Raw genomic sequence first — 14,371 nt, forward strand, 5'->3', positions numbered from 1 at the left:
CTGCTGTCTCGGGTCCCGGCTCCCGGGCGCCCTGTACTAGGGCCCCGAGGTGACCGCGACGGGCAGGCCCGCCAGGTCCGGGAGCCGGCTCCCGGCGGTCAGGACGTACTCGCCCGGCGCGCCGTCCGCGCCCGGATCGAAACCGGCGTCCGGGAACAGCTCCCGGGCCGGGGTGTTGCGGTCGGTGGGTACGAAACGGCCGCGCACCCCGGCGAGACCGGGGCCGTCCGGGCCGTCCTGGAGCGCCCCGTCGCGCAGCGCCGCGGCCAGGAACGGCACGGCGATGTCGAGGCCGATCACACGGCAGCTGAGGACGAAGGCCGTCACGGTGCGTCCCTGGACCAGGCAGGCACCGGTCAGGCCGTAGTCGGCGAACCGGTCGGAGACGAAGGCCAGGTGCAACCGGGTGTCCGGCGCCGCGAGCAGCCGCCGCAACTCCTCGGGCGTGGTGCGCCAGGCCGTCGTGGTGAACTGGTTGGTCCGGTTGAACAGTTCGCTCGCGCGGGCCAGGTGCTCCTCGCCGGCCCGCGCCACGCGCAGGCCGATCCCGAGGGAGCGCAGGAACTCCTCGCGGTCCATGGTGGCGCCCAGCTCCTGGCGCCGCAGCATGGCCCGGGTGGTGTGGGTGCGCTGCGCCGCCTCCCGGGTGCGCCGGCCCGATTCCAGGGCCGGGCTGGAAAGCAGCTGCTCGCGGAAGGTGTGCACCGGCCCCTCGGCGATGCGCAGCCCGGGCAGCGCCGAGGCGACCTCGGCCCGCTCCACCGGGTTGTCGTCGAGGAACAGGACCTGCTCGGGCGCGAAACCCAGCCGGGTGCACAGCTCGGCGATGCCGGCCGATTTGGGACGCCAGTTGATGCTGTGCAGCACGAAGTCGTCGGGGCCCAGCAGCGGCCGGCCGCTGCCACCGTGGCCCTTCCAGGCGCCGAGCGTCGCCTCGGCGTCGCCCTTGCTGGAGGTCGCGAGCAGCACGCCGCGCGAGGCGAGTACGGAGAGCGCCTGGTGCAGCCCCGCGTGGACCCAGCGGCTGGTGGCGTCTCCGTCGAGCCAGTCGAAGCCGTCGTCGGCGGCGATGCCGGGCCACAGGGTCCCGTCGAGGTCGGTGACGACCAGCTTGATCTGGCCGGCGGCGCGGTGCGCGCGGTGGCAGGCCAGGTACTCGCCGGCCAGGGCCTCCCCGAGGGCGGGCAGCTGGTGCGGACGCTCGTCGGCCGGGTCCAGTGAGCCGCCGTGGTGGCCGAACGGGAAGACGAGGTCGTCGAAGAGGGTCGCGGCGCCGTACCGGGCCACCAGCCGCTCCTCGTCGACCACCATCAGGTTCGGGTGGCGCCGTACACAGTGGTCCACGTGGGCGTTGAGCTCCGCCACGACGCGCCGGAAGCCGTACTCCTCGGCGAAGTCGAAGCGTCCGAACGGGGACAGGGCCGGCGGCCCGAAGTTGTGGACCAGGCCCAGCCTGCCGTCGAGGGCGTCGGCAAGGGCCGTGATGTTGATCGACAGGGCGCTCTTCATCAGCGACAGGGTGCGCCCGCGCTCCTCGGAGTCCTGGGTGTGCGCGCCGTCCCACAGGGCCGACAGGAAGGGCTGGACGCCGGCCTGGTAGACCGTCACGTCGGGCCGCACCCGCGCGACCGCGCGGGACATGTCCCGGGTGGAGCCCGGCCAGAGGTGCTCGGTCCGCACGTCGAGCCCCTGCTCCCGGCCCAGCGAGACCAGCGGCTCCTCGGTGAACTGGGTGACGCACCCGCCCAGCAGGAGGTACGTCAGCGGCTCGGCGGCGCCGGACGAGCCGGGCCGCGGCCGCGCGGTGGACAGGTGCTGCGGCAGCCCGTACCGGGTCGTGGGCCAGGAGCCCCGCGCCGTTCCGGCCGCTCCGTGCCCCGCCGCCTCGGGCCGGTCCGCGAGCAGCGCCCGCAGGCCGCCCTCCTCGTCGGTCCCCTCGCGCACCACCAGGTCGCGGTCGCGCAGCGCGCGCAGCACGTCCGCGGCGGCGTCCGGGTCCGGGGCCAGGGCGCCGAACCCGGCGGCCGTGAAAGAGGTTCCCAGGAGCGCGCGCACGGGCCGCGCCCACGCGGAATCCAGCACCAGGCGCTGCATGCGCGGGCCATTGGCGAGCAGGATTCCGGATTCCAGATCGACCGTGGAGAGGAATGCGCTGAAACGGAATTCATCCGGCGTCACGGCATCTCCTCATCTCCTTGGCGGGCGGCGCATCGGTCTGATGTGCCGCAGACGTAGTCCCGGATGCTACGGGTCGCCGCGCCGCGGAGATTCTCCGAGAATGCTGAATCGGCTCGAAGGCGCCCGAAGGCGTGCGAAGAGAGCACGCCGTGAGATGCGCCGGTGCCCGCCACCAGGGCAGGCTCCTGCCTGGGCCCGAGGTCACGGGCACGGGCAAGGGGGTACACGCATGCACAGCGCCGTCATCGATGTGGAGCCGGAGACCGTATTCGCCGAGGGTGGCGCGACGGCGCCGGCGCACCCGGAGGGATTGGTTCCCGCCGAGGTGGAGCGCATCGTCCCCGCCCTCGTGGAAACCCTTCTGGAGAACCGGGAGGAATTGCTTTCCGTGCTCACCCGGGTCGCCACCCGGCAGGCCGCCGTCGACGAATTCTTCCGTTCGCTGCGCGCCCTGTCCGGCGCCCCCTGGGAACTGCTGCGCAATTCCCCCGGAAAGCTCGGCCGGCTGGCCACCTTCCTGCCGTCGAACAACCTGCTCTACTCCTACGTACTCTTCGGCGTCATCCCCTCGCTCTACACCGACGAGGTGCGGCTGCGCCCCTCGGCCCGCGTGGCTCCCGCCGCCATGGCCGTACACGACATCATCGGGCCGCGCGTGCGCGCGGCGGTGGGCGGCCGCTTCGAGATGGCGCCCGTCTCGCAGCGGGAGTTCCTCGACGCGTGCGCGCACTCCGACGCCGTCGTCTTCACCGGCCAGCCCGACAACGCCGGGACGGTGGCCGCGCGGATCCCGCACGACGCCCTGTTCCTCGGCTTCGGCTCCGGCCCCAACCCGCTGGTCGTGGGCCCCGAGGCGGACCTCGACACGGCCTGCCGCAGCGTGCTCGCCGCCCGCCTCTACAACTCGGGCCAGGACTGCCTGTGCACCGACATCGTCTTCGTACACCGCTCGGTCGCCCGCGAGCTCACCACCCGCCTGGCCGACGCCCTGTCCGCCGTCCGCGTCGGCGACCGGCGCGAGGCCGACACGCTCGTCGCCCCGCTGGTCTACCCCGACGCGGTGGAGGGCGCGGCCGAGTTCCTCGCCGGCCACCAGGAGTTCGTCGTCCGCGGCGGCCGCGCCGACCTCGCCCGCAACATCGTGGAACCCTCCCTGCTCACCCTGCCGTGGCGCCCCGGCTTCCACCCGCCGGAGTTCTTCTCCCCGGTCGTGCTGACGATGGAGTACGACGACCCGCGCCGGATCGAGCAGTGGCTGCGGTCCCCCGAGGAGACCGAGCGCGGCATGTACGTCCAGGTGTTCGGCGAGCCCGGACTGCGCGGCCCGCGCATCGGCACCAGCGTGGTCTGCGACGGTCGCGTCACCTTCGACGTGGAGGACGGCAACCGGCCGTTCGGCGGCTACGGCCTCCGGGCCGGGCACGTCCGCCGCGGCGGCGCCGTCACCGCCCGGCCGCTGCTGCTCTCCGCCGAAGCCGGCCGCCGGGCCCGCTCGTGACCCTCGTACTTGACCCTCCCGCCGTCCGCGGGCGCGTCGCGCTCGACCCCCCGGCGATCCGGGGCCGGGCCGCCGGCGACCCCCCGGCCCGCCCCGCCACCGGAGCCCGCCGCCTGGTCGCCGACCCCGAGGCCGTCGACGCGGTGTGCGGTGCGCTGTCCGACCACTACACCGCCGACGTGCCCGACGCGCCGGTGATCCTCGTCGCCACCGACTACTGCGTGTACGCCGCCGACCAGTTCGCCGCCCGCTGCGCCGACCCGGACCGGCGGCTGCGGCCCTCCGACTCCGTCGCCCTCGAACCCTCCGGGCTCCTCCAGCGGTTCATCGCCGCCACCGGCTGGCGGGGCCCTGGCTACGCGCTCGGCGACCCGGCCGGGGACGGCGGCGCCGCCCTGCGGCTCGCCACCGGCCTCGTCGCGTCGGGACGGGCGGGCACCGTCTACGTCTGCGAGGTGCTGCGCCGCGCGGACACCGGCGCCTTCACGGCCGTGGCCACCCGGCTGCGGCCGGCCGGGGCGGAGCCGTCCCGCGCCGTGATGGACCGGCCCGCGTGGCTGGACGACGCCACCTGGGAGCGCAGCGCGATCGTGCGGGAGTACCTGCGGGCCCGGGCGGACCGCCTCCCCGCGCGCACCGGCCGCGCCGCCTGACCCCTTTCCTCCGACGAACCCGCCTTGGAGCAGCCGTGACCACCGAGAACCACCCCTGGAACCTCGTCGCCGCCACCCTCGCCGACGCGGGGTGCGACAGCGTCTTCGGCCTGCCCTCCGACGAGCCCGGATTGATGGACGCGGCCGGGGGTCACCCGGGACTGCGGGTCGTCGGCGTCCGTGACCAGCGCGTCGGCGCCTGCGCCGCGATCGGCCACGCGGCGGTCACCGGCCGCCCCGCGGTGCTCGCCGTCAACTCCGGCCCCAGTTTCACCAACACCCTGACCGGACTGCTGGAGGCCTCCTCGCTTGGCGCCCCGGTCGTCGTCGTCACCACCCGGGTGCCGGTCGCCGGGATCGGCCGCGGCGGCTTCCAGTACACCGACCAAGCCGCCGTCATCGGCCCGCTCGCCAAGTGGACCTTCCTGGTGGAGAGCCCGCTCCAGCTGACCTGGGCGCTGCGCCGGGCGGTCCACCTCGCCGTCAACGGCAGCCCCGGCGTGGTGCTGGTGGAGATCGCCGACGAGGTGCTGCGCGCCCCGGCGCCCGAGACGGCGCCCGCCCTCCCGGTGCGCCGCACCCGCGGCGGCGCGGCCGCCGAGGACGTGGACCGCGCGGTCGCGCTGCTCACCACCGCGCGGCTGCCGCTCGTCGTCGCGGGCGGCGGCTGCAAGCCGGCGGGCGCCGGCGCCGCCGTACGCCGGCTCGCCGAGACGCTCGCCGCCCCGGTGTTCACCACCGCTGCCGGACGCGGCACCCTCGACGAGGAACACCCCCTGGCCTGCGGGCTGGTGGGCCTCTACGCCACACCGCCCGCCGACACCCTCCTCGCCGAGGCGGACGTGGTGCTGGTGGTGGGCTCCCGGCTGGAGGAGACCGCCCGGATGGGCTGGGACAGCCTCCAGGACAAGCGGCTCATCCACGTCGACATCGACCCCGACGTCTTCCTGACCGCTGTGGAGCCCGAGGTCGCGCTGCTCGGCGACGCCGCCGTCGTGGCGGACCAGCTCGCCGACGCGCTGGCCGCGGCCCCGCCGGCCGCCACGGAGGAAGGCGCCCGGCGCCGCGCCGAAGTGGCCGCCGTACGGGCCGCCCTGCACGCCCGGTACGGCACGACGGCCGGCTCCGAAGCACCCGGCGGCAGCCGCCCCGGCCCCGGCGGCCCCGGCACCCCGCTCACCGCCCCGGCCGCGCTGCGCCTGCTCCAGGAGTCCGTCACGCGCGAGGCCACCCTCGTCCAGGAGAACGGCCTGCACGACATGTGGGGCTACCACTACCCGGTCGTCTCCGTCAGCGACCGGGCCCGCGTCATCACCCCCGGCGAGCAGACCATGGTCGGCTTCGGCCTGCCCGCCGCACTCGGCGCCGCGCTGGCCGACCCCACCCGCCGCACCGTCCTCGTCTGCGGCGACGGCGCCTTCGAGATGAGCCTGGCCGCCCTGCCCACGGCCGCCGAACACGGGGCCGGCATCACCGCCCTGGTCCTGGACAACGGCGGTTACGGCTGGCCGCGCTTCGTCCGCGGCGACGAGGGGGCACCCGACACGCTGACCCGCTTCACCGCCCCCTCCCACTCGGAGGCCGCCGTCCGCGCCGGCGGCGGCTGGACCGCCCGCTGCGCCACCGAGGGCGAACTCGCCGCCGCCCTGGAGACGGCGGCCAAGGTCACCGCCGAGGGCCGCACCGCCGTGATCACCGTCCCCGTCCGCGACGACGACGTCCCGGTCGGCGTGCGCGGCCTGTTCGGCGGCAGCCCCACCGCCCACGGCGACATCCAGGGGGCGGCGGCATGAGCGGGCCCGCACCGCACGCCCTGCCCCGGCTGACCGTCGACGGCGAGCACATCGACCCCGCGCGGCTGGCCCGCCTGGTCGCCCGTACCGCCCGCGCGCTCGACACGGCCGGGGCGCGCCCCGGCCGCGGCGTCTCCCTGGCCTGCGACCACCCGCTGACCGCGGTCGTCACCGCGCTCGCCGCCGCCGAGACCGGCGCCCCGCTGCTCCTCGACGGCTCCGCGCCGGTCCGCCGGATCGCACCCGCCGCCGTCGTGCGCGCCGCAGGCGACGGCGAGCCCGTGGTCGGGCCCGGCCCGCTGCAGGGCGCCCTGGAACTCCCCGACCGGACCGCGGCCGTCTTCTGGACCTCCGGCAGCTCCGGCGACCCCAAGGCCGTCGCCGCCCCCCACGCCGCCCTCGCCCACCAGGGCACGGCCACCGCCGACCGGATGGCGGTCACGGCCGCCGACGGACTGCTGCTCCCGCTGCCGCTGCGCCACGCCTACGGGTTCAGCGTCCTCCAGGTCTGGCGCGCCACCGGCGCACACCTGTTCGCCGAATCCGGCTTCCACCAGCGGCGCGTCCTCACGCTCCTGGCCCGCGAGCGGATCACCTCGCTGGACGGCGTGCCCACCATGTACCGGATGCTCGCCTCCGAGGCCGCCAAGGACCCGGAGGCCGCCCGCCTGCTGCGCGAACTGCGCATCCGCGGCTGCGGCGGCGACGTGCTGACACCCGCCCTGTACGAGGACTTCCGCGCCGCCGTCGGCGCGCCGCTGCACGACGGCTACGGGCTGAGCGAAGCCGGCCCCAACGTCGCCCTGAACGCCCCCGGCGACCTGCACCCGGGCACGGTCGGCCGGCTCCTGGACGGCGTCCGCGCCCGCCGGGCCGGCGCCGCCGGGGAGATCCAGATCGACAGCCCCGCCCTGATGCTCGGCTACCTCGACCCGGCCTCCGGCGCCCTGTCCCGGGCCGCCTTCACCGAGGACGGCTGGCTGCGCACCGGCGACACCGGATCCGTCTCGCCCGACGGGGTGCTCGGTATCACCGGCCGGATCAAGGAGGTCCTCGTCGTGCACGGGGAAACGGTGGCGCCCACCGTCGTCGAGGACGCCGTACGGGCCGCGGCCGGCGTCGTCGACGCCGCGGTCATCGGGATCCGCCGGGGCGATCGCGGCGACACCGTATGGGCGTTCGTGGAGAGCGAGGACGGCGACCGGGCGGCGGTGGCCGGCCGGGTCGCCGCCGCGTGCCGCCGCAGCCTGCCCCCGCACGTACGGCCCCGCGCGGTCCGCGTCGTCACCGAGCTGCCGCGCACCGGCAGCGGCAAGCACGACCGGGTCCGGCTGCGGGCCTGGGCGGCGGGGGAGCAGGCCGCATGAACGCCGTGGCACTGGCCGGCACCGGCCTGATCACCGCGCTGGGCAGCGGGCCGCACGCCTTCTGGGGCGGCCTGCTCCGCGGCGAGCGGGCCTTCGGCGAACTCACCGCCTTCGAGGGCGATTTCCGCAGCCGCACGGTGGCCGCGGTACCCCCCTCGGCGTTCCCCGCCGCCCCGGACCGCACCACCCCGGGCCGGCGCAAGCACGCGATGGCCCTGGCGGCCGCCGCCCAGGCGCTGCGCGCGGCCGCCCTGCCCGGACTGCCGGCCGGCGCCCTCGTCGTCCTCGTCTCCCAGGCCCCCGGCACCGCCGACGGCACCGCCCGCGAGTTCACCGGGCCCGACCCGGCCGCCCTCCTCGCCGCGCTGGGAAGCTCACCCGACCAGGCGGCCGTCGTCCACCTCTCGCACGCCTGCGCCTCCGCCGCCTTCGCCGCGTCCTTCGCCCGGGACTGGCTGCTGTCCGGACTCGGCGACACCGCGCTGGTGGTCGGCGCCAGCGCCCTCAACCCGTACGAGTACGCCAGCATGGACGTCGTCAGGACCCTGAGCCCCGGCGGGGCCCGGCCCTTCGACACCACCCGCGACGGCATCACCGTCGGCGAGGGCGGCGGCGCCTTCGTCCTGGAGACCGCGGCCCGGGCGAACCGCCGCGGCCACCGCCCCAAGGCCTGGCTGTCCGGAGCCGCCTGCCTGGTCGACAGCACCCAGGCGGTCGCCTCCGAGCCGGCCGCGATCCGGGCGGCCATGCGCGGCGCGCTGGAGGACGCCGGCGTCGGGCGCGTCGACTACGTCCACGCCCACGCCACCGGCACCGCCCAGGGCGACGCCGCCGAGGTCGAGGCCGTCGGGGAGCTGGCCCGCGAACTCGGCCCGCACCCGGTGCCCGTCAGCTCCCACAAGGGCGCCGTCGGACACCTGCTGCACGCCTCCGCCTTCCCCGCCCTGGTGGCGGCCGTCGGCTTCCTGCGCGAGGCGCGGCTGCCCGGCACACCCGGTCTGCGCGCCCCCCTGGAGGTCCCCGACGGCGTCGTGACCGTACGGGAGTCCACCGCGGCGGTCCGCGCGGAGCACGTGCTGGTCAACAGCTTCGGCTTCAGCGGCAACAACGCCTCCCTCGTCCTGTCGGCCGCCGGCCGCTGAGCAGCCCACAAGGAGTCCCCATGTCCGATCCCCTGGTCACCGTCGTCACCCTGACCAAGGGCCGCCCCCGGGCCCTGGTCGAGCGGGCCCTGACCTCGGTGGCCCGCTCCGAGGGCGTGCGCGTCCAACACGTCGTCGTCGGCGACGACTGCCCGTTCCTGGCCGAGGAGACCAACCGGCGCGAGCTCGCCGAACGGTTCCCGCACGCCGAGTTCGCGCACGTGGCGCCCGAGGACCACCCCGCCATCCCCGCCCCCTACCTGCCCGCCCGCCTGTCCTACCTGCGCAACCTCGGGATCTCCCGGGCCCGCGGCGCGTACATCGCCCACCTCGACGACGACAACGCCTATCACCCCGACCACCTGCGCAGCCTGGTGGACGCCCTGGAGGCCGCACCGGAGGCGGGCGTCGCGTACAGCTGGCGCCGGCTGCGCAACCCCGACGGCGGCCCGTTCGTGCCCGACGGCGAGGACCCCTGGCACCCGATTCCGGCGCGGCGGGCGCCCTCGTACGAGGCGCTGCGCGCCCAGGGCGTGTTCGTGCCCGGGTCGGACGTGGTGCGCGACGTGATGCGCGTCGTCGACGGGAAACTGCTGAGCCGGGTCGACACCAACGAGCTGATGGTGCGCCGCGAGACGCACGCCCGGATCCCGTTCCCCACCGAGTTCACGCTGTGGCAGCGGGTGCTGGAGACCACCGAGGACATGGCCTTCTGCCAGCGGCTGCTGGAACTGGGCGTCCCGTCCGTGTGCACCGGGCGGGCCACGGTCGACTACTACATGGGCGGCTTCTCCAACGCGGCGGCCCTCGCCTAGAACGCGGACCCGCCCCGGCGCAGACCCGCCAGGCCCTCCACCGCGCGCGCGTCCGCGTCGTACAGCTCGCGGACGCGCCGCCGGCACAGTTCCAGCGTCTCGGCGCTCCACGAGGCCCCGAGCAGGAACACGGCGCGGGCGAGGTCGAGCACCGCGTCGGAGGAGGCCTGGAGCAGCACGGCCGTCTCCGCCGCCAGCGCCGCCGTGCGCGGGCCGCCGGAGCGCAGCAGCCGGTCCCCGGCCAGCACCCGGGCGAGCACGTGCCGGTCACCCGAGACCTGCCGCTGCAGCGGGCCCGACACCCGCATCTGGAGCAGCCTGCGACGCCCCGGGAGACCGGAGAGCTCATCGAGCACCCCGGGCAGGGCCCGCAGCCCCGCGAGTCCCGCCTGCGGCGCGCCGGGCTCGGTCATCTGGCGTACGGAACGGTCCAGAAGCAGCCCGAGCTCGCTCTCCCAGTCGGCGCGCGGCTCGTGCGCGTCCCAGACCAGCACCGGGGCCCCGGCCATGCCGGCGCGCAGTTCCTCGGCCGGGACGGTGCCCCGGTTGTCCTCGAAGGCGGCGGACTTGCGGGTGTTGCGGTCGGCGACGTACGCGACGCCGGGCTCCAGCCGGTGCACGAGGAAGGTGTGCGGGTAGCCGAAGAAGGGGACGCGGTAGAACTCGGAGTGGCGCATCCCCTCCAGCCGCGGTGAGACGGGCACCGCATGGCCGCGGGCGAGTTCGCGGCGTACGAGGTCCAGCGCCGCGCCGGGCCGGTCCGGATCGTCCGGCGAGGTCTCCCAGCGGGCGGTGACGCCCCGCTGGAAGCGCGGGGCGTGGTAATCGGTGTCCAGACCCCCGTAAAGGGTGAGCAGCTCACCCTCCGGGGTGCGTTCGACGACGAAGTTCACCGGCTGGGCCAGCGCCCGCGCCGTGTCGCGGAAACCCGTGGCGTACAGGGCGTCGCGCAGGCAGTGCACCCAGCAGGACAGGCGCGGGTGCTTGACGTCCTCGACGGCGTCGAGCTCCTTGCCGAGGTAGGGGAACGGGGTCGCGGGGGCGAGTGTCACGAGAGCACCCCGCCGGCGACCGCGGGGGCGGCCGAAGCGGCGGGCAGCCGCTTCTCGGGGACCAGCCGGGAGACCAGCAGCAGCACGGGCACGGCCATCGCCAGGCCGACGAGGGCGGCGGACCAGCCGATCCCGGCCACGCCGACGAGCAGGCCGCCGGCCACCGTGCCCCCGACGAGGAAGACGTCGGAGAGCGGGACGAGCGTGGCGTAGTACTTGCCGGTGAGCTGCGTCGGGAGGCGCTTTTGCACCTCCGCGAAGTACACGACCGAGGCGATCGACTCGAACACGCCGGCGACGAAGAGCAGGGCGAGCGCGACGACCCAGCTGCCGGTCCAGATCAGGGCGATCCAGCAGACGCCTTCGAGGGCGTTGCCGAGGATGTACACCCAGCCCTGGTTCCAGCCGCGCAGGCGGGCCGTGAGCAGCGCCCCGCAGGCGCCGCCGAGTCCCATCGCGGCGAGCAGGTAGCCCAGCATGGCCGGGACGCCCTCGAACTCCTCCAGCGAGTACGCCGCGAGGAAGGTACGGCCCAGGCCCAGCGCGACCATGTACGTGAACGCGGTGATGGTCAGCGAGGACAGCCGCCCGTCGTCCTTGACCATGTGCACCAGCTCCCGGGCGCCCCCCGCCAGCGCGCGGGCCCAGGCGGCGACCCAGCGCAGCCCGGCCGGGCCGGAGCGGCCGGCGCCGGCCGCGGGCGCGGCGGGCGCGGACGGCGCCTCGGCGGCGGGCCGTTCGAGCAGTGGGAGGCGCAGCAGGAGGGCGGCCGCGGCGACGGCGGTGGCCGCCTCCGCGCAGAAGAGCCATCCGATGCCGAGGCCCGCCGCGATCGGCCCGGCGAGGGCCGGGCCGATGAGCTTCGGGACGCGCTCGGCCGTCACGATCAGCCCGTTGCCCTCCAGTTCGCTGCCCTCGGGGATCACCTGGGGGCGCAGCGCCATCGTGGCGGGGAAACTGAACATGTAGCCGACGCCGATGGCGAGGGCCAGCAGCTGGATCTGCCACATCGCGGTGGTCAGCGGGAAGAGCGCCACGACCAGGCCGCTGCCGAGCGCGGCGAACATCGCCACGCGGCGCGGGTCGTAACGGTCGACGATCTGCCCGGCGAGGGCGCCCAGCAGGATGTTCGGCAGGAACCGGGCGGCCAGGGTGAATCCGACCTCCAGGCCGAGTCCGTACCGCTGCATCACCAGCAGCGGCAGGCCGACCGTCGTCATCGCGGAACCCAGCTCCAGGATGAAGAGCGAGCCGACCAGGCGCAGGGCCGCGGGTTTGCGCAGGAGACCCGCGAACTTCCCGCCGGCCCCGCGCGTGGCCGTGCTGTTGTCCGTCTCGTTCGCCATGTCCCCTACCTGTCCTGGGCGGTGGCCGCTGTGGATACGTGCAGGACGGCCTCCTGGGCCGTCCTGCACCTGCCGAGTACGTGCTCGGCGAAGTCGCGTGGGAGATCGAGCTGGCGCAATCGCACCGCGATCGTGGCCAGCAGGTCGTTCGCGGACCGGGCCGAGGCAGCGGCCCGCCCGGGCGCGGCGCCGGGACCGACGGGGGCGACGCCGACGACGGCGGCGAGCGGCATCCCGGTCTCGATCATGTCGTGGACGGCCTCGGAGAAGCCTTCGCGGGCACCGCGGCGCAGCGCGTGCAGGCCGAAGCTGACGTGCCGCGACTCGTCGCGCGTCATGGCGGTGAAGCCCGCGCGCAGACCGGGCAGCAGGGGGACGCGCTGCAGGCCGCGGACCAGGCCCCGCTGCCCGTGAAGGGCGAGGACGCCCTCGGTGACGAGGTGGAAGAACGTGACGGCGCGCAGCCACTGCGCGTAGTCGTGCGGGGATTCGGCGAGATCGCGCAGCAGCGCGTTCTCCAGGGAGTGCACGGCCCGGTGGGCGGGGGTGAGGACGGACCAGGACTCGATGACCTGCCGGCGCAGCGACGCGTCCATCCCGAGGACCTGCTCGGCGACCTGGCTGACGAACACCGTGTGCCGGGACTCGTCGGCGGCCTGCGTCCCCAGGTAGACGAGGTACTCCTCGTCGGGGCAGGCGGCCAGGATCGGGCTCATCAGGTCGAGTCCGGTGTACTCCCCGACCAGGAAGCTCTTGATGAAGTACGCGAGGTTGTCCCGGGCACCCGGGCTCAGCAGGGTGTCCCAGTGCTTGCGGTCGCGTTCGAGGCCGATGTCGGAGGCCAGCCAGTGCTGGCGCTCCCAGCGCCGGTAGAGGTCACGGGGGTCGAAGCGCCGCTCCAGCGTGTCGCCGGCGGCGCCGAGCAGGGCGTCCGCGTCCAAGCGCGAGAGTTCGTCCAGGTCCGCCTCGTCGAACAGCAGCGTGGTCCAGCGCAACGGCCGGTTCCTTCCCCTCGTACGCGTCCTGCCGCGGGGGCGCGGCCCCCGCGTGTCCCCCGCACATGACGGGGTTTCCCCTGACGACCGTCGGCCGACCCGCGGGAAAGCACCCCCGCGCGTCGGCCGACCGGATCACACGTGAGTCGACAGACTCACGCCATCTTGTTGCCCATGAGCGACTCGATCTCGGTGGCGACACCGGCGAAGAGGTCCGAGTGGGACTCCTGGACGCCGTCCAGCCAGGCCTCGAACGCCACGGCGTCGTCGGTGCTCGGAGCGGCGGAGCCGGTCTCCGCGACGATGCGCTGCTGGATCTCCGTGCTGAGTGCGGTAGCCATTCCAGCACTCCTTTCTCGTCGGGCGGGCGATGCCCGCTCAGGTTCGCGGGGGTCCGTACGTACCTCCGCCTGCACGGATCGTTTCAAGGGGCGGACCCCCGCGCATCTTCTGAACTGCTCTTACCTGGCCTGGAATCGGTCAGCGGGACGGCTGATATGAGTCAGTTGCGTGGAGCAACTTGGGAGATGCCGAAACGCTTCCATGATCGCTAACTTTGATTTCGGCAATACGGAACAGGAACAGCCTGTTCCCATTGGGTATCTGGAGCATCTGCATGACTGTCAAGAACAAGCTCGGTCTCATCGCTCGCGTCGGCGCCACGGCGGCGATCGCCACCGGCATGGCCGTGGCCTTCCAGCCCGCGGCCATGGCCGCCTCGCCGGTCGTCACGGTGACGCCCGCCACGGGCCTGTCCGACGGCGCCACCGTGACGGTGACCGGCACCGGGCTGACCCCGGGGGCCGTTTACCACGTGGCTCAGTGTGAGCTCGTGACGTCGGGGACGTACGGCTGTGACCCGACCAGCGTCGTGAACATCGCCGCGGACGCACAGGGCAAGCTGACCACACAGATCACGGTCCACTCCTCCTTCGCGGCCGTCGAGGGCGCCCAGGGCACCCCCGCCGGCACGGTCGACTGCAAGGTCTCCGCCTGCCAGGTCGGCATGGGCGACGACGCCGGTGTGGGCGGCGGCCGTCAGATCACCTTCAGCTAAGCGGTTTCCCGCTGACCTGGGCACACCATCAGGAGCGGGACACCACCAGCACGGCACACCGCCCGGACGGTGTGACGACGGTCCGGCCCGGGCCCTCCTCGCGGGGGTCGGGGCCGGACCGTCGCCGTGTCCCGGGCTTTAGACGTCTGCGCGGGAGCGCGCCAGTACCTCGGCTACGGCCGGGGGCTCGAAGTTGACGGCACTGGACCAACCTCCGATGGCCAAGCGGAACCACACGGAGCTGGTGATCACACCATCCGTGTGCTCTCCCTCGACGACCTCGTCGCCCAGCGACCACCCCTCGGCCTCGTACGCGACGGTGGTGTCCGGTAGAAGCAGTCGCACCACAGGGCTGTCCAGGGACGGCCCGGAGCGGACGTTGGCGTCACGCCACACGGGACCGAGAAGGCCGGGCTCCCCGTGGAAGGCTTCGTGGGACTGCGACATGTGTGTTCTCTCTTTCCTGGTGCGTTGC

Annotated in this window: 13 protein-coding genes; 7 read left to right on the forward strand and 6 right to left on the reverse strand. The window is 74.7% G+C overall.

The window, feature by feature from the left end; all coding sequences use genetic code 11:
• Nucleotides 1-36 precede the first annotated feature (36 nt).
• Complete coding sequence (locus tag EES41_RS40750; RefSeq protein WP_123083554.1) at nucleotides 37-2,178, reverse strand: HAD-IIIC family phosphatase; 2,142 nt, start codon at nucleotides 2,176-2,178, stop codon at nucleotides 37-39.
• A gap of 229 nt (nucleotides 2,179-2,407) precedes the next feature.
• On the opposite strand from EES41_RS40750, the gene EES41_RS40755 reads away from it, so the two are divergent.
• The 6 genes from EES41_RS40755 to EES41_RS40780 are packed head-to-tail and all read left to right on the forward strand — an operon-like array spanning nucleotide 2,408 to nucleotide 9,446.
• Nucleotides 2,408-3,676, forward strand: a complete 1,269-nt coding sequence (locus EES41_RS40755) for an aldehyde dehydrogenase family protein (RefSeq protein WP_073797099.1) — start codon at nucleotides 2,408-2,410, stop codon at nucleotides 3,674-3,676.
• Nucleotides 3,673-4,329 (forward strand): hypothetical protein, encoded by a 657-nt coding sequence (locus tag EES41_RS40760; protein WP_123083555.1) that lies wholly within the window; start codon nucleotides 3,673-3,675, stop codon nucleotides 4,327-4,329. Before EES41_RS40755 ends, EES41_RS40760 begins: the two co-directional genes overlap by 4 nt.
• 35 nt (nucleotides 4,330-4,364) lie before the next feature.
• On the forward strand, nucleotides 4,365-6,122 hold the full coding sequence (locus EES41_RS40765) for a thiamine pyrophosphate-binding protein (protein WP_123083556.1): 1,758 nt from the start codon (nucleotides 4,365-4,367) through the stop codon (nucleotides 6,120-6,122).
• Complete coding sequence (locus tag EES41_RS40770; RefSeq protein ID WP_073797101.1) at nucleotides 6,119-7,489, forward strand: class I adenylate-forming enzyme family protein; 1,371 nt, start codon at nucleotides 6,119-6,121, stop codon at nucleotides 7,487-7,489. The genes EES41_RS40765 and EES41_RS40770 overlap by 4 nt, the downstream gene beginning before the upstream one ends.
• A complete protein-coding gene (locus EES41_RS40775; protein ID WP_123083557.1) occupies nucleotides 7,486-8,631 on the forward strand; it encodes a beta-ketoacyl synthase N-terminal-like domain-containing protein in 1,146 nt (381 codons plus the stop codon). The genes EES41_RS40770 and EES41_RS40775 overlap by 4 nt, the downstream gene beginning before the upstream one ends.
• Before the next feature lie 20 nt (nucleotides 8,632-8,651).
• Nucleotides 8,652-9,446 carry a glycosyltransferase family A protein gene (locus EES41_RS40780; RefSeq protein WP_123083558.1) on the forward strand — a complete coding sequence of 265 codons (795 nt, stop codon included), beginning with the start codon at nucleotides 8,652-8,654 and terminating at the stop codon, nucleotides 9,444-9,446.
• Here EES41_RS40780 and EES41_RS40785 read toward each other — a convergent pair.
• The 4 genes from EES41_RS40785 to EES41_RS40800 form a co-directional block, all read right to left on the reverse strand.
• A complete protein-coding gene (locus tag EES41_RS40785; RefSeq protein WP_037796754.1) occupies nucleotides 9,443-10,498 on the reverse strand; it encodes a hypothetical protein in 1,056 nt (351 codons plus the stop codon). The two genes, EES41_RS40780 and EES41_RS40785, sit on opposite strands and share 4 nt — an antisense overlap.
• Complete coding sequence (locus tag EES41_RS40790; protein ID WP_073776279.1) at nucleotides 10,495-11,844, reverse strand: MFS transporter; 1,350 nt, start codon at nucleotides 11,842-11,844, stop codon at nucleotides 10,495-10,497. The genes EES41_RS40785 and EES41_RS40790 overlap by 4 nt, the downstream gene beginning before the upstream one ends.
• A 5-nt stretch (nucleotides 11,845-11,849) precedes the next feature.
• A complete protein-coding gene (locus EES41_RS40795) occupies nucleotides 11,850-12,839 on the reverse strand; it encodes a ribonucleotide-diphosphate reductase subunit beta (protein WP_123083559.1) in 990 nt (329 codons plus the stop codon).
• A 155-nt stretch (nucleotides 12,840-12,994) separates the two neighbouring features.
• A complete protein-coding gene (locus tag EES41_RS40800) occupies nucleotides 12,995-13,180 on the reverse strand; it encodes a hypothetical protein (protein ID WP_037796758.1) in 186 nt (61 codons plus the stop codon).
• Between the two features lie 275 nt (nucleotides 13,181-13,455).
• On the opposite strand from EES41_RS40800, the gene EES41_RS40805 reads away from it, so the two are divergent.
• Nucleotides 13,456-13,896: an enediyne antibiotic chromoprotein gene (locus EES41_RS40805; protein ID WP_123083560.1), complete on the forward strand. Its 441-nt coding sequence runs from the start codon at nucleotides 13,456-13,458 to the stop codon at nucleotides 13,894-13,896.
• A gap of 138 nt (nucleotides 13,897-14,034) precedes the next feature.
• Here EES41_RS40805 and EES41_RS40810 read toward each other — a convergent pair whose 3' ends face one another.
• On the reverse strand, nucleotides 14,035-14,343 hold the full coding sequence (locus EES41_RS40810; RefSeq protein ID WP_123083561.1) for a hypothetical protein: 309 nt from the start codon (nucleotides 14,341-14,343) through the stop codon (nucleotides 14,035-14,037).
• Between the last annotated feature and the right edge of the window lie 28 nt (nucleotides 14,344-14,371).

This window comes from Streptomyces sp. ADI95-16 (assembly GCF_003721495.1).
Classification (GTDB): domain Bacteria; phylum Actinomycetota; class Actinomycetes; order Streptomycetales; family Streptomycetaceae; genus Streptomyces; species Streptomyces goshikiensis.

Bases quoted from the DNA above. Each gene is read 5' to 3' on its own strand.
- EES41_RS40755 (WP_073797099.1), top strand. From the start codon at position 2,408: ATGCACAGCGCCGTCATCGATGTGGAGCCGGAGACCGTATTCGCCGAG.
- EES41_RS40770 (WP_073797101.1), top strand. From the start codon at position 6,119: ATGAGCGGGCCCGCACCGCACGCCCTGCCCCGGCTGACCGTCGACGGC.
- EES41_RS40775 (WP_123083557.1), top strand. From the start codon at position 7,486: ATGAACGCCGTGGCACTGGCCGGCACCGGCCTGATCACCGCGCTGGGC.
- EES41_RS40780 (WP_123083558.1), top strand. From the start codon at position 8,652: ATGTCCGATCCCCTGGTCACCGTCGTCACCCTGACCAAGGGCCGCCCC.
- EES41_RS40790 (WP_073776279.1), bottom strand. From the start codon at position 11,844: ATGGCGAACGAGACGGACAACAGCACGGCCACGCGCGGGGCCGGCGGG.
- EES41_RS40800 (WP_037796758.1), bottom strand. From the start codon at position 13,180: ATGGCTACCGCACTCAGCACGGAGATCCAGCAGCGCATCGTCGCGGAG.
- EES41_RS40805 (WP_123083560.1), top strand. From the start codon at position 13,456: ATGACTGTCAAGAACAAGCTCGGTCTCATCGCTCGCGTCGGCGCCACG.
- EES41_RS40810 (WP_123083561.1), bottom strand. From the start codon at position 14,343: ATGTCGCAGTCCCACGAAGCCTTCCACGGGGAGCCCGGCCTTCTCGGT.